This is a genomic window from Streptomyces sp. NPDC047043 (assembly GCF_040644055.1).
Taxonomy (GTDB): Bacteria; Actinomycetota; Actinomycetes; order Streptomycetales; family Streptomycetaceae; genus Streptomyces.
This window is the reverse complement of record NZ_JBEYVO010000034.1, coordinates 96,627-120,461: the sequence shown is the minus strand read 5'-3', so window position 1 is coordinate 120,461 and position 23,835 is coordinate 96,627. Positions and strand designations below refer to the sequence as shown.

Annotated in this window: 10 protein-coding genes; 8 read left to right on the top strand and 2 right to left on the bottom strand. The window is 68.4% G+C overall.

All coding sequences use genetic code 11. The features are described 5' to 3' along the window. The first annotated feature begins 154 nt into the window (after positions 1–154). The 8 genes from ABZ880_RS42170 (at position 155) to ABZ880_RS42135 (ending at position 22,412) form a co-directional block, all read left to right on the top strand. Complete coding sequence (locus tag ABZ880_RS42170) at positions 155–6,445, top strand: protein kinase (protein WP_361274934.1); 6,291 nt, start codon at positions 155–157, stop codon at positions 6,443–6,445. A 38-nt stretch (positions 6,446–6,483) separates the two neighbouring features. Next, a complete protein-coding gene (locus tag ABZ880_RS42165) occupies positions 6,484–9,444 on the top strand; it encodes a DEAD/DEAH box helicase (protein ID WP_361274931.1) in 2,961 nt (986 codons plus the stop codon). After that, a complete protein-coding gene (locus ABZ880_RS42160) occupies positions 9,444–13,460 on the top strand; it encodes a DNA methyltransferase (protein WP_361274928.1) in 4,017 nt (1,338 codons plus the stop codon). The genes ABZ880_RS42165 and ABZ880_RS42160 overlap by 1 nt, the downstream gene beginning before the upstream one ends. A gap of 161 nt (positions 13,461–13,621) precedes the next feature. Continuing rightward, positions 13,622–15,118, top strand: coding sequence for a hypothetical protein (locus ABZ880_RS42155; protein ID WP_361274925.1), 1,497 nt, complete (start codon positions 13,622–13,624; stop codon positions 15,116–15,118). Between the two features lie 5 nt (positions 15,119–15,123). Further along, positions 15,124–15,708 carry a hypothetical protein gene (locus tag ABZ880_RS42150; RefSeq protein WP_361274923.1) on the top strand — a complete coding sequence of 195 codons (585 nt, stop codon included), beginning with the start codon at positions 15,124–15,126 and terminating at the stop codon, positions 15,706–15,708. Further along, positions 15,705–17,792 (top strand): Hsp70 family protein, encoded by a 2,088-nt coding sequence (locus ABZ880_RS42145; protein WP_361274921.1) that lies wholly within the window; start codon positions 15,705–15,707, stop codon positions 17,790–17,792. The genes ABZ880_RS42150 and ABZ880_RS42145 overlap by 4 nt, the downstream gene beginning before the upstream one ends. Positions 17,793–18,118: 326 nt before the next feature. Further along, complete coding sequence (locus ABZ880_RS42140) at positions 18,119–20,722, top strand: GTPase (protein WP_361274919.1); 2,604 nt, start codon at positions 18,119–18,121, stop codon at positions 20,720–20,722. After that, positions 20,646–22,412: a GTPase gene (locus ABZ880_RS42135; RefSeq protein WP_361274917.1), complete on the top strand. Its 1,767-nt coding sequence runs from the start codon at positions 20,646–20,648 to the stop codon at positions 22,410–22,412. Before ABZ880_RS42140 ends, ABZ880_RS42135 begins: the two co-directional genes overlap by 77 nt. 68 nt (positions 22,413–22,480) lie before the next feature. Here the strand turns inward: ABZ880_RS42135 and ABZ880_RS42130 are convergent, their stop codons facing one another. Together ABZ880_RS42130 and ABZ880_RS42125 are read right to left on the bottom strand one after the other, a co-directional pair. Then, entirely contained in the window at positions 22,481–22,666 is a 186-nt protein-coding gene (locus ABZ880_RS42130; RefSeq protein ID WP_361274914.1) for a DUF397 domain-containing protein, read from the bottom strand. Continuing rightward, the gene (locus tag ABZ880_RS42125) at positions 22,663–23,550 is read right to left on the bottom strand and encodes a helix-turn-helix transcriptional regulator (RefSeq protein ID WP_361274912.1); all 888 of its coding nucleotides are present in this window, start codon (positions 23,548–23,550) and stop codon (positions 22,663–22,665) included. Before ABZ880_RS42125 ends, ABZ880_RS42130 begins: the two co-directional genes overlap by 4 nt. Positions 23,551–23,835: the final 285 nt, after the last annotated feature.

Genomic DNA, 23,835 nt, shown 5'->3' with positions numbered 1-23,835 from the left:
CAACGGACTGAACACCTGTGAAATTTGGTGGCCGTCGTGTACGGTAACGACTGCCTCACTGTCCGTTCTGACACCATGGGCCGTGGGCAGCAGATCAGGGGGCGCGTTCCGGTTGGGATCCGTGAGAACGCGAGCAGTAGGCAGAGGAGTGACAGTGAGCCAGGAGCTCGTCGACGGCAGATTCCGCATCGGGCGCGTCATCGGCAGAGGCAACATGGGGGAGGTCCACCAGGCCGAGGACCTGAGCGCCCCCGAGGACTCGCTCGAACGCACCGTCGCCGTGAAGACGATCCTGCGTCGCCGCACTGGAGGTCGGATCGACACCGGCGGCGACACCAAAGCCGTGGAGCGCTTCGCCCGCGAAGTGGCCATCATGCGGACGCTGCGGGACCACCCCAACCTCACCCGGCTCATCGCCGGCGGCATCGCCGCGGACTGCGACGATCTGCCCTACCTGGCGATGGAGTTCCTGCACGGCGAGTCGCTGCGCGACCTCATCGAGGAGGAATCGCAGCTCCCGGTCGCCTGGGTGGCCGCCATCGGCGCGCAGATCGCCGCCGGCCTCGCCGCCGCGCACGCGAAGGGCGTGGTCCACCGGGACCTGAAGCCCGCCAACGTCATGCTCACGCGGGGCGGCACGGTCAAGGTGCTCGACTTCGGCATGGGCAGCATCGTCGACGACCCGGACCAGACCCGCCTGACCAGCACCGGCGTCAGCGTGGGCACGGCCCGCTACATGGCGCCCGAGCAGTGTCAGGCCAAGCAGGTGACCCAGGCCGCCGACCTGTACGCGCTGGGCTGCGTGCTGTACGAGATGCTGGTCGGCGTCCCTCCGTTCACGAGCGAGTCGGCGTACGAGCTCGCCGAGCGGCATGTCCACCAGGAGCCCAGCCCCGTCCGCGCGATCCGCAGCGAGGTCCCCGCCGAGCTCGCCCGTCTCGTCGACCGGCTGCTGGCCAAGGACCCCGCGAACCGCCCGGCTGACGCCGTGACCGTACGCGACGCCTTGCTCCCCCTCGCCGTATCGGCGGACGACACCAGCCTGGTCCCCGCCTGGAGCGAGCGGGACCCGCTGCTCCCCCTGCGCGAGGCCTCCCCGGCCCCGGCTACCGCCCCGCCGCAGCAGCCCGCCCCGGTGACCGGCTCTGGCGCCGGTATGGACGTCTTCGGCGTCCACCAGGCGCTGATCCGTGACTACCGCTCCTTCACGGAGGGTGGCACTGTCATCCGCGACGAGCGCATCAAGGCGTACGTCGAGAAGGACCTAGACGACAAGTCCCAGTGGCCAAACCCCTGGCTGTCGCTCAACCCCTTCTTCCAAGGTGGCGGCACCGTCGTCGAGCTCGCCCAACAGAAGGTGCTGCACCCCGAGTGCGCCCGCATCTTCCAGGCGAAGAAGACCGAGGGCGGCACCGTCTGCGACGGCCGACCGCTCCTCCTCCACCAGCATCAGCGCGACGCCATTGACGCCGCCGCCTCGGGAGCGTCGTACGTCCTGACGACCGGCACCGGCTCCGGCAAGTCGCTCTCCTACATCGTCCCGATCGTGAACAAGGTGCTGCACGAGCGCGACGAGGAGGGCCCGGACGCTCCGAAGCGGGTGCGGGCGATCATCGTGTATCCGATGAACGCGCTCGCCAACAGCCAGCTGCGGGAGCTGGAGAAGTTCCTGCGCGACGGCTACGGCACCGGCCGCGAGCCGGTCACCTTCGCCCGCTACACGGGCCAGGAGGACGACGAGAAGCGCAAGGAGATCCGCGACAACCCGCCGGACATCCTGCTCACCAACTACGTGATGCTGGAGCTGATGCTGACCCGCCCTGCCGACCGGGCGAGCCTCATCAAGATGGCGCGGGGCCTTGAGTTCCTCGTCTTCGACGAACTGCACACGTACCGCGGCCGCCAGGGCGCCGACGTCGCGCTGCTGATCCGCCGGGTCCGCGAGGCCTGCCAGGCGGAGGATCTGCAGTGCATCGGCACGTCGGCCACCATGTCGACCGAGGGCACGCTGGAGGACCAGCGGCAGGTAGTCGCCGGTGTGGCGAGCACGCTGTTCGGCACGACGGTCCGCCCCGAACACGTCATCGGCGAGACCCTGGTCCGGGCGACCGGCGAGGCGCCCGACACCGTGCCGGCCGAACGCCTCACCTCCCCCGCCCCGCGCGCCTACGACGACCTCGCACAGGACCCTCTCGCTCGCTGGATCGAGGACCGTTTCGGCCTCGTCGAGGACGACGCCACGGGCCGCCTCGTACGCCGGCCGCCGACGCAGATCGAGGTCGCGGCGCGTGAGTTGCACGAGACGTCGGGCGTCGACGAAGAGCAGTGCGCGCAGGCGATCCGCGCCACCCTGGAAGCCGGCTCGCAGGCACTCAACCCGCGTAACGAACGGCCCTTGTTCGCCTTCCGCCTGCACCAGTTCCTCTCCAAGGGCGACACGGTCTACGTCACCCTGGAGGACAAGTCCTCCCGCCACCTCACCCGCTCCTACCAGCTCGAACAGCCGGGCAGCGGCGGCAAATTGCTGATGCCGCTTGCCTTCTGCCGGGAGTGCGGCCAGGAGTACCTGACGGTGTGGCGTACGGAGAAGGTCGGTGAGGTCCGCTACGAGGCCCGCCGCGACACCTCCGCGACCGGCGGCAGGCAGGGCGACGGCTACCTCTACGTCGACCACGAGCGCGAGTGGCCGTCCAACGTGCAGTACGCGGTGGACGACCGCCGACTGCCTGAATCCTGGCTGGAGTTGGACGACAAGGGTCAGGAGGTCGTCAAGCGCGCGTACCGCGACCGGGTGCCGAAGGCGGTCACCGTCGACGCGTTCGGCCGCGAGGGCCAGGGTGAGCTGAAGGCGGCCTTCATCCCGTCGCCGTTCCTGTTCTGTCTGCACTGCGGTGTGGCGTACGAGCAGACGCGCGGCCGCGACTTCGCCAAGCTGGCGACGCTGGACCAGGAGGGCCGCTCCTCCGCGACCTCGCTGGTCTCGGCGTCGATCGTCCGCTCGCTGAAGTCGGTGCCGGAGGAGGCCCTCGACAAGAAGGCGCGTAAGCTCCTCACCTTCGTCGACAACCGGCAGGACGCCTCTCTCCAGGCGGGCCACTTCAACGACTTCGTGCAGATCACCCAGTTGCGCGGGGCGCTGTATCGGGCGGCGCTGGACGCCGGCGAGGACGGCCTGCACCACGAGGAGCTGGCCTCCGCGGTGACCAACGCGCTCGCTATCTCCCCCGCCGACTACACCGGCGAGGCCGACCTGCCGCCGTCGCTGGCCCGTAACGCGGCCCGCACGCTGCGGGACGTGGTCGCCTTTCGCCTCTACCTCGACCTCGAGCGCGGCTGGCGCATCACCATGCCCAACCTGGAACAGACGGGTCTGCTGGAGATCGACTACGAGGACCTGGCCTGGGTCGCCACCAAGCAGGACCGTTGGGAGGGCACGCACCAGGCGTTGCGAGACGCCGATCCGGCGCTGCGGGCCGAGGTCACGAAGGCTCTGCTGGACGAGATGCGCCGCTCGCTCGCCATCGACGTGTCGTACTTCCGCGACGACACCTTCGACTCCCTCCAGCGTGCGAGCGAGGAGCGGCTGGTCGACCCTTGGGTGCTGTCCGCCGCCGACAAGCCCCGCGTCGGCACCGCGTACCCGTACCCCTCCCGGCCCGGAACGGACCGTTCGAGCCTGTTCCTCTCGGCGCGCGGCAAGTTCGGCAAGTACCTGCGGCGCGCGGACCGTACCTTCCGCGACCTGGACCAGGACGACCTCCAGCTGATCATCGCCGAGCTGCTGAAGGTGCTGACCAAGGCGGGCCTGGTCAAGGAAGTGGAGGTCACCCCGCAGCGTGCCGGGCGCTACCGCAGGTCGTCGTCCGCCGTCACGACCGGCTATCGGGTGGCCGCCCAGTCGCTGGTCTGGCGCGCGGGCAAGGGCGAGTCGGGCGCGCACGACCCGCTGACCCGCACGTACCAGAGCGGCGACGGCCCGCGCATCAACACGTTCTTCCTCAAGCTGTACCGGGAGACGGCCGACGCGCTGTCGGGTCTGTACGCTCGCGAGCACACGGCCCAGGTGTCTCCGGAGGACCGCGAGGCCCGCGAAGAGGCGTTCCGCAAGGCCGAGTTGAAGCTCCTGTACTGCTCTCCCACGATGGAGCTGGGCGTCGACATCTCCGAGCTCAACGCGGTGATGATGCGCAACGTGCCGCCCACGCCCGCCAACTACGCCCAGCGTTCGGGCCGCGCGGGCCGCAGCGGCCAGCCCGCGCTGGTGACGACGTACTGCGCGACGGGCAACAGCCACGACCAGTACTACTTCCGCCGCTCCGAGCGGATGGTGGCGGGCGCGGTGGCCCCGCCGCGCCTGGACCTGGCCAACGAGGACCTGGTCCTCTCCCACCTCCAGGGCATCTGGATCGCCGAGGCCGGCCTGCGCCTTGGCCGCGCCATCCCCGAGGTGCTCGACGTGTCGTACCCGGACACCGGCGACCGCCCGGACCCGGCGCTGCACCTGCTGCCGGACATCCGCGACGCGGCCCACGACGACGGCGCCCAGCGGCGCACGGTGAACGCGGCACTGAGCGTCCTCGGCCCGCTGTTCAAGGACTTCGCGGACACCACGTGGTGGCACGACGACTGGATCGACGACAAGGTACGGACCGTCGCCGAGCGCTTCGACCGCGCCTTCGACCGCTGGCGCAGCCTGTTCCGGGCCGCGCTGGACGACCAGTACGTCCAGAACAAGCGCCGCCTGGACTACAGCCTCACAGAGGGCGACCGCATCCGCGCCAACGCCCGCCGCCGCGAGGCCGAGACACAGCTGAACCTGCTGATGAACGAGAGCGTCGACAGCAAGTCGGTCCTCTCCGACTTCAATCCCTACCGCTACCTGGCTTCCGAGGGCTTCCTGCCCGGCTACAGCTTCCCGCGCCTGCCGCTGGCCGCGTACATCCCGACGATCGGCCGTCGCCGCGGCGACGGCGACTACCTCCAGCGGCCTCGCTTCCTCGCCATCCGCGAGTTCGGCCCCGGTTCGCTGATTTACCATGAGGGCGCGCGTTACCAGGTCACCCGCATCCAGCTGCCGCCGGACTCCTCCGGCGAGCTGACCACCGGCGAGGCCCGCCGCTGCGCGAACTGCGGCTACCACCACGAGCCCAAGGAGCGCGAGGACCGTTGCGGCTTCTGCGGCGAGACGCTGGGCGCCGCGACCTACGGCCTGCTGCATTTGCACACCGTGTACACCACCCGCCGTGAACGCATCTCCTCGGACGAGGAGGAGCGGCGCCGGGCCGGCTTCCGGCTGGAGACGTCGTACCGCTTCCACGACCACGGCATCCGCAAGGGCCGCCTCAACGCGACGATCGCCGACCCGAACGGCCAGCTGGCGCAGATCACCTACGGAGACTCCGCCACCATCCGCATCACCAACACCGGCCGCGTACGCGCCCGTACCGACGAACCGCCGGGCTACTGGCTGGATCTGGCCGACGGCCGCTGGATGAACGACAAGGACGCGTCCGAGGCGTCCGGCGACTCCAGCGAGCTGCCGCTGGTGGACGCGGACGGCAACGAACGGCGCCGCAAGAAGCGGGTCATCCCGTTCGTCGAGGACCGCCGCAACATCGTCGTGGTCACCCTCGACGAGGCGCTGCCCGAGCCGATCGCGCTGACGCTGATGTACGCGCTGGAGCGGGGCATCGAGGCCGCCTTCGAGCTGGAGGACGCCGAGCTGTCCAGCGAGCTGCTGCCGCCGGACGACGGCCCGAGGCGCCGCATCCTGTTCATGGAGGCGGCGGAGGGCGGAGCCGGCGTGCTGCGCCGCCTCCAGGCCGAGGACGACGCGCTCGCGAAGGCGGCACGCCGAGCGCTGGAGATCTGCCACTTCTCGGCCGACGGCAAGGACGAGGGCGGCGAGGAACACCGCCCGGGACGGGCCTGCGCACTCGGCTGCTACGAGTGCCTGCTCACTTACGGCAACCAGCTCGACCACGCCCAGATCAACCGGCACACGGTGGCCGGGCTGCTGGTGCGGTTCGCGTCGGCGACGGCGGAGCGGGAGTCGCGGGGTGAGTCCCGGTCGGAGCAGTACCGGCGGCTGCTGGCCGATTCTCCCGCCGCTCCCACGGGCGTCGAGGCGGCGGCGTCCGAACTGGCCGCGCAGGGCGACTTCCTGGGCTGGGCGAAGGCACGCGGCCTGCGGCTTCCCGACGAAAAGGACGTCTTCCTGACGGACGCGAACGCGGCCCCGGACTTCGTCTACCGGCTCCCGGGCGCCAACGTCGCGGTGTTCGTCGACGGTCCCGGCACCGAGCCGAGCGCGCTGCGCGACGCCGACGCCGAGGAGCGGCTGTTCGACGCCACCTGGGACGTGGTCCGCTTCCCGCACGGCGGCGACTGGGACGCCATCGCCACCGCCAACACCCGCTACTTCGGCTCCCCGGCCGCCAACTGACCGCCCGCTGAGCGCACCAAGAGGATTTGACGATCACTATGGCATTCACGTACTCCGCGGGATCGCTGGTGAAGGCTCGTGGCCGCGAGTGGGTGGTACTCCCCGAGAGCCAGCCCGACCTGCTCGTCCTGCGCCCGCTCGGCGGCTCGGACGACGACATCGCAGCGGTGCTCCCGTTCGAGCCCGTCGAGGAGGCTCGCTTCGCACCGCCCGAGCCCTCCGACCTCGGCGACCAGCGGGCGGCCGGTCTGCTGCGCACGGCGCTGCGGGTCGGCTTCCGCTCGGGCGCGGGCCCGTTCCGCTCGCTGGCGGGCATCGCGGTGGAGCCGCGCGCGTACCAGCTCGTGCCGCTGCTGATGGCCCTGCGCCAGAAAACGGTCCGCATGCTGATCTCGGACGACGTCGGTATCGGCAAGACGATCGAGGCGGGCCTGATCGCGAGCGAGATGCTGGCGCAGGGTGAGGCGACGGGTCTGGCGGTGCTGTGCTCCCCGGCGCTGGCGGAGCAGTGGCAGCAGGAGCTGCGCAGCAAGTTCGGCATCGACGCGGAGCTGGTGCTGTCCTCGACGGTGTCGCGCCTGGAGCGCGGCCTGGACCTCGGGCAGTCCCTGTTCGACCGGTACCCGAACGTGATCGTCTCCACTGACTTCATCAAGTCCACCCGCCACCGCGACGACTTCGTCCGCCACTGCCCCGACCTGGTGATCGTCGACGAGGCCCATACGTGCGTGACGGCCGACGACACCTCGGCGAGCGCGCAGAGTCAGCTGCGCCACGAGCTGCTGCGCCGGGTGGCGCAGGACGCCGAGCGCCATCTGCTGCTAGTGACGGCGACCCCGCACAGCGGCAAGGAGTCGGCGTTCCGGAACCTCCTCGGGCTGGTCAGGCCTGACCTGGCCCACGTGAACCTGGAGTCTGATGCGGGCAGGAAGCAGCTCGCCCAGCACTTCGTGGCCCGCAAGCGGGCGGACGTACGCCAGTACCTCACCAAGGAGGACGGCCTGGCCGACGACTCGCTCGCTGAGCGCACTGCATTCCCCTCGGACCGCTTCTTCAAGGACGAGACGTACAAGCTGTCCCCCGAGTACCGGGCCCTGCTGGACGACGCGATCGCCTACGCGAGCGAGCGCGTCGAGCAGGCCGGCGGCCAGGGCAAGCGGGAGGCCCGTATCGCCTGGTGGTCGGCGATCGCGCTGCTGCGCTCGCTGGTGTCGTCTCCGGCGGCTGCCGCGCAGACGCTGACGACGCGTTCGGCGGCGGCGATCGCCGCGAGCGCGGAGGAGGCCGACAAGCTGGGCGCCCCCCTCAACAGCGACGCGGCGGACAGCGACGCGCTGGAGGGCATGGACGTGGCACCGGGCGCGGAGACGGACGAGGGGGCCGGCACGGGGCCGGTGAAGTCGCAGCTGGCCGAACTGGCGGAGCTGGCCGAGCAGTTGAAGGGCCCGGAGAAGGACCTCAAGCTGAAGGCGCTTATCAAGCACCTCAAGGTGCTGCTGGCCGACGGCTACAACCCGATCGTCTTCTGCCGCTACATCCCGACGGCGAAGTACCTGGCCGAGCAACTGGCGAACGACCCGGAGACCAAGAAGCGCGGCCCCCTGGGCGCGAAGACGGTCGTCAAGGCGGTCACCGGCGAGCTGTCCCCGCAGCAGCGCATCGAGCGGATCGAGGCGCTGGCGGCGGAGGCCGGCGAGGACGCGGCGGCCCGCCGGGTCCTGATCGCGACGGACTGCCTCTCCGAGGGCGTCAACCTCCAGCACCACTTCGACGCCGTCGTCCACTACGACCTGGCCTGGAACCCCACCCGCCACGACCAGCGCGAGGGCCGCGTCGACCGCTACGGCCAACGCCGCGACGAGGTCCGGGTCATCACCCTCTACGGCGACGACAACGGCATCGACGGCAAGGTCCTGGAGGTGCTCATCAAAAAGCACCGCCAGATCAAGAAGGACCTCGGCATCTCGGTCTCCGTCCCCGACGAGCTGTCGACGGGCGTGACGGACGCCATCGTGGAGTGGCTGCTGATGCGCGGCCGGGAGAACGAGGACGCGCTGTTCAGCGCGGACGCCTTCAAGGTCAGCAAGGAGAAACTGGAGAGCGACTGGAACTCGGCGGCGGAGCGCGAGCGCACGTCCCGCTCGCGGTTCGCGCAGCGCTCGATCCATCCGGAGGATGTGGCCCGCGAGGTCGCCTCGATCCGGGAGGCGCTGGGCGGGGCGGGGGAGATCCACACGTTCGTACGGGAGTCGCTGGGGGCCTTGGGAGCGGTACTCCGGGGCGACGGCGAGGACTTCAGAGCCCATGTGGGCGGCACTCCTGCGGGCCTGCGGGACGCGCTGGCGCCGGTGGTCGGCGCGGAGCTGATCGAGAAGGACCGGGCGATCCCGTTCCGGACCGATCCTGCCGTGGCGCGCGGTGAGGCGGCACTGGTCCGCACGGACCCGGTGGTGGGCGCTCTGGCGTCGCACGTCCTCAACGCGGCGTTGGACACCCAGGCGGAGGGAGCGCGCCCGGCCCGCCGCTGCGGCGTGATCACGACGAACGCGGTGAGTACGAGGACGACGCTGCTGCTGGTGCGCTACCGCTTCCATCTGACGCTGCCGTCCCGGAGCGGCGAACGGCAACTGGTCGCGGAGGACGCGAGGTTGCTGGCCTTCGAAGGCGCGCCGAAGAACGGGGTCTGGCTGCCGCAGGAGCGCGCAGTCGACCTGCTGGACGCGACGGCATCGGAGAACACAGACCGGCACTTCGGAGAGCGCACGATGACCCGCATCCTCGACCAACTCTCCGACGTAAACGGCTACTTGGAGTCATACGGCGACGAACTCGCCGCCGAGCTGGACGCGGCCCACCGCCGGGTCCGTTCGGCCTCCGGCGAGATCGTGCGAGGCCTGTCGGTCACGGCCCAGAAGCCGGCCGACATCCTCGGCGCGTACGTCTACCTGCCCGCGACCACCTCTGCCCCCGCCGCTGTCACCGCTGGAGTGTCCGCCTGATGTCCGCCACGACCCGCAACCAGGTGTTCACCGCCGTCCACACGGTCGGAGGGCTGCTGCCGGCCGACATGCTGCTCCGGATCTCGGAGGGCAAGGACGTACCTGGTTCAAAGCCCGCCGACTACGGCCTGCCGTCGTCCCGTTCGGTGCGGGACGAGGCCGAGCGCAGCTGGGAGTACCTCAAGCCGCTGTGGCGCGATGTCCGCAAGCGACTGCCGGAGGACCGGGAGACGGGCATCCCTGCGAGCGACCCCACCGGGCTCGCGGAGAACGACTGGCTGACCCCGCTCTGGCGAGAACTGGGCTTCGGCCGCCTGACGCACATCGGCGCGGCGGGCATCACCGCCGACTCCGACGCGGAGAAGAGGTTCCCGGTCTCGCACCGCTGGCACCACGTTCTGATCCATCAGACGGCATGGAACGCCGAGCTGGACAAGCGACCGGGCGGTGCTGGCACGGTTCCGCCCCAGTCGATGCTCCAGGAATGCCTGAACCGCACAGAGGCCCACCTGTGGGGCGTCCTAGCCAACGGCCGTCAGGTGCGGCTGCTGCGCGACTCCAGCGCGCTCGCCACGGCGTCGTACGTCGAGTTCGACCTTGAGGCGATCTTTGACGGGGAACTGTTCAGCGAGTTCGTGCTGCTGTACCGGCTGCTGCACGTCTCGCGGTTCGAGGTGGCCGAGGGAGCGGTACCGTCGTCCTGCTGGCTGGAGAGATGGCGCACAGAGGCTATCCAGAGCGGCATGCGCGCCCTCAAGCAGACGCGTTCCGGAGTCCAGGAGGCCATTGCCGTACTGGCGACGGGCTTCCTCAAGCACCCCGCGAACCGCGATCTGCGCGAGAACCTCGACGCGGACGAGTTCCAGCACGCACTGCTCCGTCTCGTCTACCGGATGCTCTTCGTCTTCGTCGCCGAAGACCGCGATGTCCTCCATGCTCCAACAGCCACCGCAGAAGCGTGTGAGCGCTATCAGCGATACTTCTCGACCTCGCGGCTTCGTCAGGTGTCGCGCCGTCGTCGTGGCACCGCACACACAGATCTGTATGAAGCGCTGAAACTCGTCATGGACAGCCTGGGGCGGGACGAAGGGCGCCCCGAGCTGGGTCTTCCCGGCCTGGGCGGAATCTTTGAGGAGTCAGAGACCGACCGGCTGCTACACAGCCTCGCTCTCTCGAACGAATCACTGCTCACTGCCATCCGGCACCTTTCCCAGGTCAAAGATCCGGCCTCAAACCGGTACCGCACCATCGACTACCGGCATCTGGGGGCCGAAGAACTGGGCTCCGTATACGAGTTCCTTCTCGAGCTCCGTCTGATGCCGGCGGACGACAAACGTTCCGCCCGGATGGTGGAGGTCGGCGGCAACGCACGCAAGACGACCGGATCCTTCTACACGCACTCTGCGATCATCGATTGCCTGCTGGATTCGGCGCTCGATCCGCTTTTGGACGATGCTGTCGAGCGCGGCGTCGCCCGTGCGGCAGGATCCTCAAGCCCGAACGGCACGGCTCCGATCGTGGACGAACTCCTGAAGGTCACGGTATGCGACCCGGCCTGCGGATCCGGACACTTCCTCGTCGCCGCCGCGCGACGCATCGCCAAGCGCATCGCTGCTGTGCGTGAGGGCAACCCCGAGCCGACTCCTTCCTCGATTCGAACGGCGATGTGGGAAGTGGTCACCCACTGCATCTACGGTGTTGACCTCAACCCGATGGCTGTAGAACTGGCCAAGGTGTCGTTGTGGCTTGAAGCCCTCGAACCGGGCAAGCCGTTGGGCTTCCTCGACGCCCACCTCAAACAGGGCAACGCCCTTGTTGGGGCTACTCCGACCATGCTCGCGCGAGGCATCCCGAACGACGCCTTCACATCGCTCGAGGGCGACGACGATTCCGTGGTGAACGACCTACGGACCATCAATCGCAACGAGCATGAGGGACAGGTCGGCCTGTTCGTCTCCGACGCAGAGCGTGAGATCCCGATGGCCAATGCCGCCTTCGCGGATGAGCTGCACCGGATCACAACCCGCCAGGCGAATACGCTCACCGACGTTCGGCATCAGTCAGCGGAGTTCCGCAAGTGGCAGAACAGTCCTGCATACCTGCACGCCGTGCACGTCGCGGACGCCTGGTGCTCAGCCTTCTACTGGTCCAAGACCGACGGCTCCCCTCGTGCCGTCACCCAAGAGGTTTTCCGCGCGCTGGCCGATCAGAAAGGCGAGGGCGCGTCCGCAGAGACCAACCGCGAGGTCGTGCGGCTTTCCCGGAGCTACGGCTTCTTCCATTGGCATCTCGAGTTCCCGGAGATCTTCCAGGTGCCCGAAGCCGTCAACCGGCATGACACCTCCCAGCCTGGCTGGAAGGGCGGATTCTCATGCGTGCTCGGCAACCCTCCGTGGGACACGCTGAGTCCGGACGAAAAGGAGTTCTTCTCCACCTACGACCCGGCGATCCGGGCGATGAAGAAGGACGAGCGCCAAACTGCCGTGGCGGAAATTTTGGAGAGCCCGGTGGTCCAAGAGAGGTGGACACAGCACCGGAGGGACCTTTACGCACTGGTTCACTTCCTCAAGCGCAGTGGCCGTTACCGCCTATTCTCCAAGGGTAGTCTGGGCAAGGGCGACTTCAATGTGTACCGGATGTTCGTGGAGTCGGCCCTGACCCTGACACGCGCCTCAGGCACAGCCGCACAAGTCACACCGTCTGGCATCTACAACGGCGCCAACGCTCAGGCGATCAGGGCCGAATTGTTCGACCACTGGGACCTGGACATGATGCTGGGGTTCATCAACACAGGCGAAGTGTGGTTCGATGGCGCCGATCAGACAATGCGCTTCGGCGCCTACTCTGCTCGGCATTCGGGCCGTACTACCGACTTCTCTGTGGGATTCCAGATCAGGAATCCCACAGACCTCGGCGCCGTGCTGGAGAAGCCGTACCAGTTGTCGGTGGACACCGTCCGCAGCCAGTCGCCGGAGGCGTTGGCCGTCAGTGAGACGATCGGAGGCATCGACTCCGAAATCACCGATCACCTCTATGGGCAATGGCCGCCGTTCGGGACTGCTTCGGCAGACTTCCCACGCCGGATCTACCAGACAGAAATTCACATGGGGAACGATCGCGACCGTTTTTCCGATGATGAACCTGGCCTTCCCCTGTACGAGGGCCGGATGGTAGCGCAGTACGACCACAGGGCCAAGGCTTATATCTCGGGCCGAGGGCGGTCGGCTGTATGGGAGGAGCTTGAGTTCGGCGCGGCTGAGAAATCCGTAGTTCCGCAGTGGGTGGTGCCACGGCGGAACATCCCGAACAAGGTCAAGGACAGGATCAATCGGTACCGAATCGGTTTCTGTGACGTCACTGCGCCACGCAACGAGCGATCACTGGTGGCCGCGCTCATTCCGCCGAGGGTGCTTTGCGGACACAAGGTGCCGACAATCCTGTATCCGGAAGATGCCGAATGGGCATACCTCTTGTGGCTTGCCGCCGCGAATTCGCTGTGTATGGACTTTCTGGCGCGGAAGAAGGTCACACTCACCATGGCTCTCAACGTGCTCGACAGTCTTCCCTTCCCCCGTCTCCGCCCCGGCGACCCCGTACTGGACCATCTCGCGCCCCTCGTACTACGCCTCACCTGCACCAGCCCCGATATGACAGAGCTCTGGAACTCCATGGTGCAGTACGGCTGGACGTCTCCCATTCCGCAGAGCAAGGTCCCTGAAGAAGCGCTGCTGAATGATCAAGCTCGTGCCGAAGCCAGGGCTGAGATCGATGCCATTGTCGCAATGCACGTCTTCCAGCTCGATCGGAAGCAGCTGGAGCACATCCTGACCACTTTCCCGACCCTGGAGCGCAACGAGACCCGCAAGTACGGCGCCTACCGCACAAGGGATCTGGTCCTTGCCGCGTACGACCGCGTAGCCATCGCCAACCTCACCACGGACGTCCCCCTCGTGGACGGCGGCATTTACATCTCCACCCCCGGCCACGGCCCCCGGCACGTAGGAGCCGGGGAGTGACGAGTCCGCCGCCAGCCGGCGGGGCGAGGCAGCCGGTGTCGGGGGCGCGAGCGGAGGCGGTCGCACGGGAGCGGGAGCGGCTGAGGACGCTCAGGGAACGCCGGGACGCCCAGAGCGCGGACGATGGAGTCGATGGGTTCACCGTACGCAGGTGGCGCAAGGTGGGGGTGTTCGGAGCCCAGGCAATACTCCAGGCCCATGCTGTACTCCAGCAACTCGCGCCCCTCGCTCGAAACGCGACGCACGACGCCCTGGCCGACGCCCTGCGGGACGCACCGGACGACCGGCTGCTGCCTGCCGTGCGGGCCGTTCTCGAACAGGCCACCCCAGCCATAGTCGCCGCCACGCTCACGGCGGTCCAGTCGGGCGGCTTCCTGTGGCTGTCCGAGGTCGGGGAGCAACGGCTCACCGCCCTTACAGCGGGCGACGACACACTCGCCATCCCCGGGAGCGAAGATCCCTCCGGGGCATTCGCCCTCCTCACCTCGTTCGCGACGACGGATGGCATGGCCGTTCCTCCGCCTCGTATGCTGCCGCGCTCGCTGCCCTGGATACCCCTGAGTGTCCTCGACGACCTCATCGACGCCGGCACGGTCGGCCCCGAGCACCAGCCCTGGCAGTACCGGACCGAGCCGCCGGAGCACGCGTACCTCAAAGCCCGGCTCGTTCCTGATCAGGTGACCACCGAGCAGGCAACCGCGCTGGAGTGGACGGCTTGGCAGCGACGGACCTCGTTTCTTGCCGGGGACGATCCGCTGCCCCCTGTCGGCGACGTCTACGACCTCCTGGAGCGAGTTGCCGACGGCGATGCTTCGGTCGTAAAGGAACTCGAAAGGGAGCTACCCCGCGATCTGGTGCTCCGGCTGCGCCGGATCCTCGGCGGAGTCGACATCGGCAATTGGGACCGGGACATATGGGAAGACCGGGGGCTGTGGCGGCTCATCTTCTCCCTGTGGGAGCCCAAGGCCGCCGTCAACCCGTCGCGTTCGCCCCTGCACGCGCTCATGGCCCTGCGTCAGGCCTACGACCTGCTGTGCCTGAACGATCTGGCCCATGCGTCGGCGCAGATAGACAAGCTGGTCTCGTTCGAGACCGCTGCCCCGGCCTACCGAGCCGAGGCCCTCAACCTCCATGCCTACACGCTGCTGCTCCGGGAGGAACTGGACGCCGCGGCCGTCGTCCTGGAGGGGATCAGCGGATCGCACAGGTCCGCCGAGTCAAACCTCCGCATGGTTCGGCAGCGCCGAACCGTTCCCCGTAACGACAGACCGGCAGCCTCCAACCCCTATCTGGACCTCGGGCTGCCGCACGGCTCGGAGAGTTGGGAGACCCTGTACCGGGACCTCCGCCGGGAGCATGTGCACGACGTGGACGTCAGCGCACGGCTCAACAGCGCGATGAAACGCATCAGAGACGCCGAGCGCGACGACGACTGGTCCGGGTTCTTCGTGCTGCCGCTCGACCTGGACGTGTTCGCCCTTCCGGACGAGGTGCCGGTCACGCTGGTCCCGCTCCTGGCCCCTTTGACCAGGCGAACGACGCCCCATTCCCCCGAAAGCCTGGCGTTCGTGCGGCAACGGGCGGTGGCGGATCTGCTGCCCCACCTGCTCAGCGCGCCGCGGCGCCCCGATCGCAACGCAAGGATGCACACACAGTGAGTCACGTGCCCCGTAGGCAGCGGAAAACCTCAGCCGCACCCAAACAGGAGCCCCGCAAAGGGAACAACGGTCTCAAGCACCGTCGGGAGAAGCGGCGGGCGGCAGCCGAGACCCCCAAGGACTCCCCGCGCACCTACCGCCCCGAAGAACTGCTCAGTCCTCCCACGCTGCTCTCCCGCTTCACCGAGCGGGCGACCGAACTCATGGCCGCGCTCTCGGAGGAGGCACGCCCAACCCAGGCTGCTGTGACGGCTGCCTTGCGTCAGGCCGTTCTGGAGGCGTTCCGCTCCCGGGAGGAGTACGTGGCCCGGATGGTCGAGGTCGATCTGCTCGCCGGCGCACCCAAGCAGAACGCGAGTTCGCTCCGGAAGGGCATCCGTACCGCCCTCCTGGACCAGGGTGTGCGGTGTGTGGACTCACCCGACGGCGAGAGTGAGCTCTTCGTCGTGGTGGAGGGCGAGGGTGAGGCGTTCGAGGTGCTGCGCCCGGCCTACGTGGACCAGGCCACCGGCAAGCTGGTGCTCTCCGGACAACTGCGCCGCTTGGCCGGTGCGCAGGAAGGTGACCAAGCTGCCGGGGAGGACTCGTGACGGCGACCGGGATCGACTTCGGCACCACCAATTCCGTAGTGGCCCAGTGGCTCGGCGACGACGCCGACGTACTGCTGCTGGACGCCCACCACATCGATGCCGACTGGCGCCATCCCGGCTTCGAGTACCTCTTCCCGTCGGTGGTGGGCATGAGTTCGCTGCGTCAGGGAGCGTTGTTCGGCTGGGAGGCCAAGCTTCGGTCCGAGGAGGCGGCCGAGGCCTGCAAGCGACTCCTAAAGAGCGACGAGTACGTCACGATCCAGGGCCGTAGGTTCGCGGCCACCACGGTGGCGGCCGGTGTCTTCCAGGCCATGCGAAAGGGCGCGGAACACAACCTCACTGCCATCGACCAGGCCGTGATCACTGTGCCGGCCAATGCCACGGGTGCCGCGCGCTATCGCACGCGCGCCGCCGCGCAGTTCGCGGGCATCAACGTCCTGGCGCTGCTCAACGAACCGACGGCAGCAGCGATCTCATACGCGCACGATCTACGACACGAGCTGCCAAGAGTTCGCACCATCCTGGTCTTCGACTGGGGCGGTGGCACGATCGACGTCACCGTGCTCGACTACCAGGACGAGTTCTTCGAGGAGCTCGCGTCACGGGGTGTGACCGAGCTGGGCGGTCTGGAGATCGATCGGCGGCTGCGTGACCTCGTCCTCGAACGGGCTCCGGCACGATCGGCGTGGACGCCCGCCCAGGAGCGGCAGTTCGCGCTGGACGTGGAGCGCAGCAAGATCCGGCTGTCCTCCGAGAACTCCGTCACTATCAGGACCCCAGACGGTGACACGGTCGAGGTGTGGCAGGACGAGCTGGAGGACGCCATCACCGACCTCGTGGACCGCGCCCTGGCACCGGTTCAGCAGTGCCTCACCGACCTGCACATGGCCCCTCTGGACGTGGACGCGGTGCTGATGATCGGCGGCACGAGCCAGATCCCGAGCGTCCGGGCTGCGGTCGCCGAGGTCATGCAGCAGCAGCCCGTCGAAGTGGACCTGTGCAATCCCATGACGGCGGTCGCCCGCGGCGCCTCCATCGCGGCAGCTGTGCTGTCGGGGGAGGTAGACGGCGTGATCCAGGTGGCAACGAGCCATGCCCTGGGCACGGTCGTCACGGACGACGCCGGGCAGCGGAAGTTCAGTCAGATCATCCCGCGCAACTCCCCGCTGCCTTGGAAGGAACGCAAGAACTACACGCCGCGCCGGGACAACGCCCGCAGCCTTACCGTGGAAATCTGGGAAGGCGACCCGGACCGGCCCCTGGACCATTCTGACAACGTGCAGTTGACGGATCTCCGTCTCACCTACGCGGAGCCCCGGGCTCGTGAGGACTCCCGCTTCCTGTTGGAGTACACGTACGACACGAACGGCCTCCTGCACGTCAAGGCGACTCTTGAACGTACCGGTGAGGAGGTTCTGAACGAGGAGATCAAGAGTTTCAGCTCCGGCGGTCCGACACCGGCGGTGCGCAAGGAACTCGATGACCTGCTCTCGGGCAACACGGTCACCAGGCCGATCCCGGCACAGATACCGAAGACTGCCACGGGCCCGGCGCCCGCCGTGTTCGTGGTCGACGGCTCCAACCTCGCGTGGATCGGCAGATCGCCGCGGCAGCCCGGCGTGTACGGCGACGACGAACGACCGTCGTACGCCCAACTCCTGTCCGCCCGAGCCGCCTTGGCCTCGAGCCATCCCGGTGCTGTGCTGCATGTCGTGGTTGACGCCACGTTCCGGCACAAGGTCGCGGAGGAGGAGCGTGCGGCGGTGGAGGCGGCGCTCGGCAAGGGGGAGCTCATCCAGCCTCCGGCCGGAACCGAGGGCAAGGGCGACGCGCTGGTCACGGCCATCGCGGAGGACACACAGGGCACGGTCGTCACCAACGACAACTACGTCGAACTGCAGGGCAGATACCCCTGGTTGCGGAACAAGGAGCGGGTCCTCGGGGCCACCCTGACCCGGGGCATGTGGGTGTTCACCAAGCGCATCTGCGTGCCGCCACGCCCCCGGGTCGCCCAGCAGGCCCTGATTCCCCCGGGCCCCGGCCCGCTCCCCACGTTCCGCTACCACCGCCCGCATGAGGAGTAGCGGTGACCGAGGTGACTGGCAGGACGAGTCTCAGAACCGAGATTCTGGCTCTCCTGCTCGAACCGCTGGGTGTCGACGCCATGGCCGGGCAGGCCGCACTCCGGCGGCTCGCCGAGAACGTTGACACAGTGGCCCAGGCATACGGGTGTGCAGGTCTGCCTGCGTCCGGGAGCACGCTCCCTTGGGTCTCCGATGCCGTGGCGGCGTGCGTCGAGGAACACGAACTGGCCCGTCCGGCAGCTGCCCGAGGCGAAGCCAGAGCTCTGCGGGAGTTGACGCGGCTCGAAGGGGTACGGACACGCCTTCAGGCACTTGAGGGTGTCCCGGTGGACGCGCTTCGGGCAGACCTCGCGTCGGTGGCGGTCGCGGAACGGCTGCTGCCCGGAGTTCTTGAGCCGTGCCGTCGCGCGGATCAGGTCTGGCCCGAGGAAATCTGGCGCTCGATCCGCGACATCGACGTCGACGGCGCGCTGGCCGACCTGAACCGCCCCCGCGTCACCCGGCAGGCAGCAGCCGCACAGGAACTCGTACTCCAGCACAGCGTTTCGGCGGCTCGGGACCTGCGGAACCGGGATCTGGTGACGCGGCTCGAGAAGGTGCGGGACTTCGTTGTGGCGGAGAAGGCGTACGAGGCGTTCCTCTCTGCACGACCGGGGTGGTGGCGCTGGCTCGGGCCGGACGCGCGGTCCGGATTCAGGTCGGACCGGCGTGACGCCCTGGTGTGGGCGATCGAGGCCCGCGAGTCCGGCGCCGTGTCGGGAAGCGCTCTGGAGCTACTCGCGGCGGACGACGCGCGGGCCGTGATCGAACACGCTTCGGCAACGGCCTCAGTAACCACTACCGCATCCCTGTCCGCGCCACCTGCCACGAGTTCGGCCGCACGGCTTGTGTCGGGGCTCCTTACAGTCGCCTCCCGGCACGACGTCGACCAGCTGCGCGCTCTTGAGTCCTGGTACACGAAGAACGTCGCGCTGTTCGACCGGGTGGCAGCGGCCGTGGATGTACGGGAAGCAGAACCCGGACTCCGTGCGGCCCTCGACCCCCTGGTCGGCGAACTCGCGCTGCCTCCCGGGGCAGTGGACGCGAGCCGCTCGGACTACCGCGACATCCAGTCCGCTCTTCGAGCCGAGGTTGAGGCTCGCCTTCAGCGAACGCCGTACTCCGAGCACGCGATGGAGAGCGAGGAACTCGTCGGCGTCATCGGCCGCCTCGGAACGCTCGAACGCGAACTGCGCGATGCCATGCGGCCCCTGCCCGCGGTCAGAGGCAGGCTCCTCGTGGCCATCGTCGGAAGGACCAAGTCCGGGAAGACCACGCTCCGCAAGGCCCTGACGCGTGACGCGAACCGATCCGGGATCGGACGAGGGGCGCACCGCACCACACGGAAGACCTCCGCGTTCGACGTCGGCTCCGTGACCTATCTGGACACGCCCGGCTTCGCCGCGAAGGACGACGACTTCGACGCGCAGCACGCGCGGGCGGCGTGCGACGGCGCCGACGCAGTCATCTGGAACTACGCCGACACGCTGCGCGACGAGGAGTCCGCGGAACTCCGGCGGCTTCTCCTCTCGGGGAAACCCTTGCTCGCTGTCGTCAATGTGAAGGGGCTGGTCGACACACCTGTCCGCCTTCAGCTCTTCGCCGATCGCCCGGACAGAGAGTTCAAGTCGGCGCCGGGGCACGCCCTTCGGATCGAACAGGTCGCCAGAGCGGTCGGAGTCGCCCCGCCCGTCATCCTCGCGGTCCACTCCGGTGCCGCGCACGAGGCGCTGTCCACGGAGGATCGCAAGCTGGGAGACAGGGCCCTGCGGGCGAGCAGGTTGCCCGAACTGGAGCAGTCCCTCGCCCGGCTCCTCGCCGAGCGCGCGATTCCGCTTCGCGCCGTCCGGCTGGCCGAAAGCGTACGGGCGCCGCTCGCCGCGTTCCATGACCGGGCGGTCGAAGAACTCCTGCAGATCGGTCTCGCACTCGGCAAACTCAAACGCTCGACGCCGGATGAACGGGCCGCGCTGCTCGAAGCGTTCCGGACCGCGGGCCGAAACTCACGCGAAGGGCTCGAAGCCGACCGTCACCGGGTCAAAGAGCGATTGCCGGATATGGTTCGGGACCTGGGCGGCGCGGATCATGCGCAGCGGTGGAGCGACTTCATCACCGGACTGGAGCTGGACGGGCTGTGCTCTGGTCTTGAGAGCGAACTCGAGCAGCAGGCGCGGAAGCAAAAGCGGGTGCTGCGCGCGCGGGCGAGCGCCCCGGAGCGGCAGGACGACGAGCACCCGCGTGTACGGCCGCGTCCTGACCGGAAGATCGTGACAGCGGCTGCCAAGGGGGCGGCGACAGCCTTCCTGAGCTCCTTCGCCGCCAAGGGGCTCCCCAAGAAGCTCGCGGGCCCCCCTCCCGCCGTGACGGCGGTCTACGCGGCGGAGGCCTTGACCGGAGCGGCGAAAGCGGTGAGCAGCGAGCTTGACCGCGCACGGCAGGCGGAGGACGAGTGGACCAGCGCGACCGCGGCAGCGGCCGAGGCCGGCCTCGACGAGCTGTTCGACTGGGTCGACGCCCGGTTGGCGAGCATCGTCGATGACGCGACGGCTCAGATCCAGGCCCAGTTCGCAGCGCAGGCCGCGGACATCGGCAGCACCCGGGAGCGGCACGAGCAGCTCGGTCGGCTGCAGTCGGCCGTGCGGTCCGCCCTCGACGCGATCGACCTCGTGCTGACGCGTCGGCTTCTGGCTCTCGCGGGCGGGGACCCGGTGGCCATCCGCCGGGCACGCCGGACGCCAGGGGTCGAACTCCGCGTCTGGACCGACACGTCCTGTGTCACGGACATGCGGGCACGCCTGCACAAGCACCTCGTAGATGTCCTCATCGAGCGGATCGAGATCTGCTCGGAATCAAGAAGCGGAGAAGGCGATGGGACCGCGGCTGACGACTGACGGGGGTACCAGCGCCCGCGTACTCGCACTGAGCGCACGGGCCGAGGAGGTCCTGAACGCTCACCCTCGCACCCAGGACCTGACATCGAGCCTGCCCCAAGCGGACACGAGTCCGCTGCGGATCGCGCTCCTTGGTCCGTACAGCGCCGGGAAGTCGATGCTCATCGCGGCACTGCGCCGGCTCCCGGCGGCCGAGGTCGAGAAGCTCGTCGACGCGGCGCCCAAGACGCAGGAGGCGACGTTGCATCCGTGGAACGGCGTGACGCTGGTCGACCTGCCCGGGACGTTGTCGGGCAACGACGAGCACTCCGCTGCTGCCCGGCGTGGTGTGCGCGGTGCGGATGCGCTGATGATCGTGACGACGAGCGAACTGCCGGGTGAGGCCGAGACCAAGGCGATTCTCCAGGCCCTCGACACCGACGGGTTCGCCGACCGAAGCGTGGTCGTCATCAACAAGATGAGCGCCGAGAACAGCGACCGCGACGTCATCCTCGACGAGATCCGCAAGCGGCTCGGCCCCTTCGCCGACCGAGTCCCGACCGTCCCGACCGACGCCCGCGACTACGTCGACGCGGCCAACGACCCCGAACTCACTGACGAGTACCGCGGGTTGCTCGCCGCGGAGAGCGGCATCGACGCCCTCACGGCCGAGTTGCGAAGAATCACCGCTCCCGGCGTCAGCGGTGTTCGACCCAAGGCGCAGGCATGCGAACTTCTCCGGGTTCTGGCGGACGCCGAACAGCTGTGGGACCTGGACGGCAAGGAGCTCGACGCCGCGCAGACCGCGAAGAAGGTCGAGGAGTCGTTCTCTCGGGCGAAGGAGACAGTGCTGAACGCCCTGGAGAGGGAGAGCGAGGTCGTGGCTTCCAGGATCAGAACGGCGGGAGGCAGAGCAGCCGACAGCGTCTCGGAGGAGAGCGGCGTCGTCCCCGTCGACATCGCCGCCGCCGTCACCGGGGAACTGGTCGATGCCCGCACCGACTTCGACGTCAGGTTCTCCTCATCGTTGAGAGTGGCATTCGACGCGTTGGCCGCCGAGTACGGGGATGGTGTGCCGGAGCCCGAGGACTGGGTGAACGACGTCGACTCACCCGAGGCGACGCTCGCCGCGCCCACGGAATCACCGTACGAACGGGCGATCAGGGAAGCGGCGGAGAAGGCCGCGAAGGTGGGGGCCGGGAGACTGTACGAGTGGATCAAGAAGGTCGCGGACAGCAGCGAGCGGGCAGCCGATGTCGCGGACTGGCTCAACAAGACCCGGGCGGGCCAGAAGGTGCTCGACGCCGGCGGGAAGATCACCAACGGCGTGGGCAAGTTCAAGCCGTGGGGCAAGGGTAAGGCAGCCAAAAAGGTTGCCGGAGCGGCCACCACGGTGCAGTGGGCGATGGCGGCCATGGGCCCGTTGATGGACGTGAAGAGCATCGCGCAGGACCAGAGCAAGCGGATAGCGATCAACAAGCGCCGACAGACGCTCCGGGATCACTTCACCGACGTGGCGCTCGAACAGCGGAACGACCTCGCTGACGCCGGTGAGCAGCACCTGAGCGAGTGGATGGCCGAGGTGGAACGCTCACTGAGCGATCTCACGCATCCGGGTGCGCAGATCAGCGCCGCACGCGAAACAGCCCTGACGGAGATCAGGAGCCTCCGCGACGAGGCCGAGAAGCTTGTCGGGCAGGCCACCGACTGACCCCGCGGGCCGGGTGTCCCGGCGGCGAACGTGACCCGTGACCCCGCGACCGCCGGGGCAAACGCGGCTCAGGTCCCCGCCACGAATCCCACGAACCGCGACCACTCCTCGCGCCCTACAGCGAAGTGCGGGCGAGTCACGTCCTTGGAGTCCCGTACGCAGATGGCCTGTTCGGTGAGGGCGACCTCGACACAGCTGTCACCCTGGGTTCCGCTGTGGCTGGACTTGAACCAAGCGAGTTCCGTCGTGCTCATAGCTCTCCTCGCAGTCGCTCCAACAGACCCCGCGAGTCTTTGGGGTTCAGGGCCTGCGAGCGCAGTGTGTCATAGCGTTGGTAGAGGAGGCTCACCTCCTTCGGGTCGGAGATCAGACGGCCGTTCTGCTGCCCTTCGGAGTACGCGAGCCGCTGCCGCTTCGGAGTTTCCAGAAGCTGCAAGGGACCGTCCAGACAGGCATGGAACTCCGTGTCCACCGGCATGATCTGCAACGTCACGTTCCGCGGCGCGGTCAGCTCCAGTACGTGGTCGTACAGACCCCGCATCACATCCGATCCGCCGAGCCGACGCCGGAGGACGTGCTCCTCGACAATGAAGCTGATGGGGACGTTCGGCCGCTCACGCAACAACCTCTGCCGATCGAGACGCGCGACGAGCTGGTCCTCTAACTCCTGATCCGACAGCAGGGGAATGCTGTTGTCGAACACCGCCCGTGCATACCCCTCCGACTGCAGCAGCCCCGGCACCAACCGGCATTCGTACGTGTACAGGCTCACCGCCACCCGCTCCAACTTGGCCCACTGCCGGAACCAAGCCGCCAACCCCACATCCCCCCGCCCCCGCGTCACGTACTTCGACGACTTCCGCAACGCGCCAGTGTTCCCGAGGAGTTCCTCCGACCGCACCACGTACGAGTCGTCAGGCATCCTTCTTCCCAGCTCCACCGACTCCACGGTGTGCTTGGAGAAACGCACCAGGTCCGCGAACTCGGCCCTGCTGTAGCCCGCGTGCTCACGCAGTGCCTGCTGGACGGCACCCCAGGTCCGCAGACTGTCCGAGGGGCCAGGCTCACGATCGGGCTCACCGCCGGCCGACTCCCCGTCGCAGCCGCCCTCGGCCATGATGTCGATGCCGCCCGTCATACGCGGCCACCTCCCGTCCCGTACACGTGACTCGCACGTCCGTCGCCCCGTACCCGTAGGCACTCAGCGTGACGGAAAACCTCGCGTACCGTCCACAGCATGTGTCCGTACGCTGACGCACCGTACGGGCGTCACTCCTGGATCGCGCCCCCACCCACCCGCCGCGGTGGCCCCATGAACGCAACCCTTCCCCAACCACCCCGCACCGTTGCCACGTTCGCCCAGCTCCTGTCCTCCACCCGCCGAGGCGCCCGCCTCCTCGCCACCACTCAATTCTGTGCCTGG

Excerpts from the sequence above, each read along its gene's own strand:
- ABZ880_RS42125 (WP_361274912.1), bottom strand. The coding sequence starts at position 23,550 with ATGACGGGCGGCATCGACATCATGGCCGAGGGCGGCTGCGACGGGGAG.
- ABZ880_RS42165 (WP_361274931.1), top strand. The coding sequence starts at position 6,484 with ATGGCATTCACGTACTCCGCGGGATCGCTGGTGAAGGCTCGTGGCCGC.
- ABZ880_RS42160 (WP_361274928.1), top strand. The coding sequence starts at position 9,444 with ATGTCCGCCACGACCCGCAACCAGGTGTTCACCGCCGTCCACACGGTC.
- ABZ880_RS42130 (WP_361274914.1), bottom strand. The coding sequence starts at position 22,666 with ATGAGCACGACGGAACTCGCTTGGTTCAAGTCCAGCCACAGCGGAACC.
- ABZ880_RS42135 (WP_361274917.1), top strand. The coding sequence starts at position 20,646 with ATGTCCTCATCGAGCGGATCGAGATCTGCTCGGAATCAAGAAGCGGAG.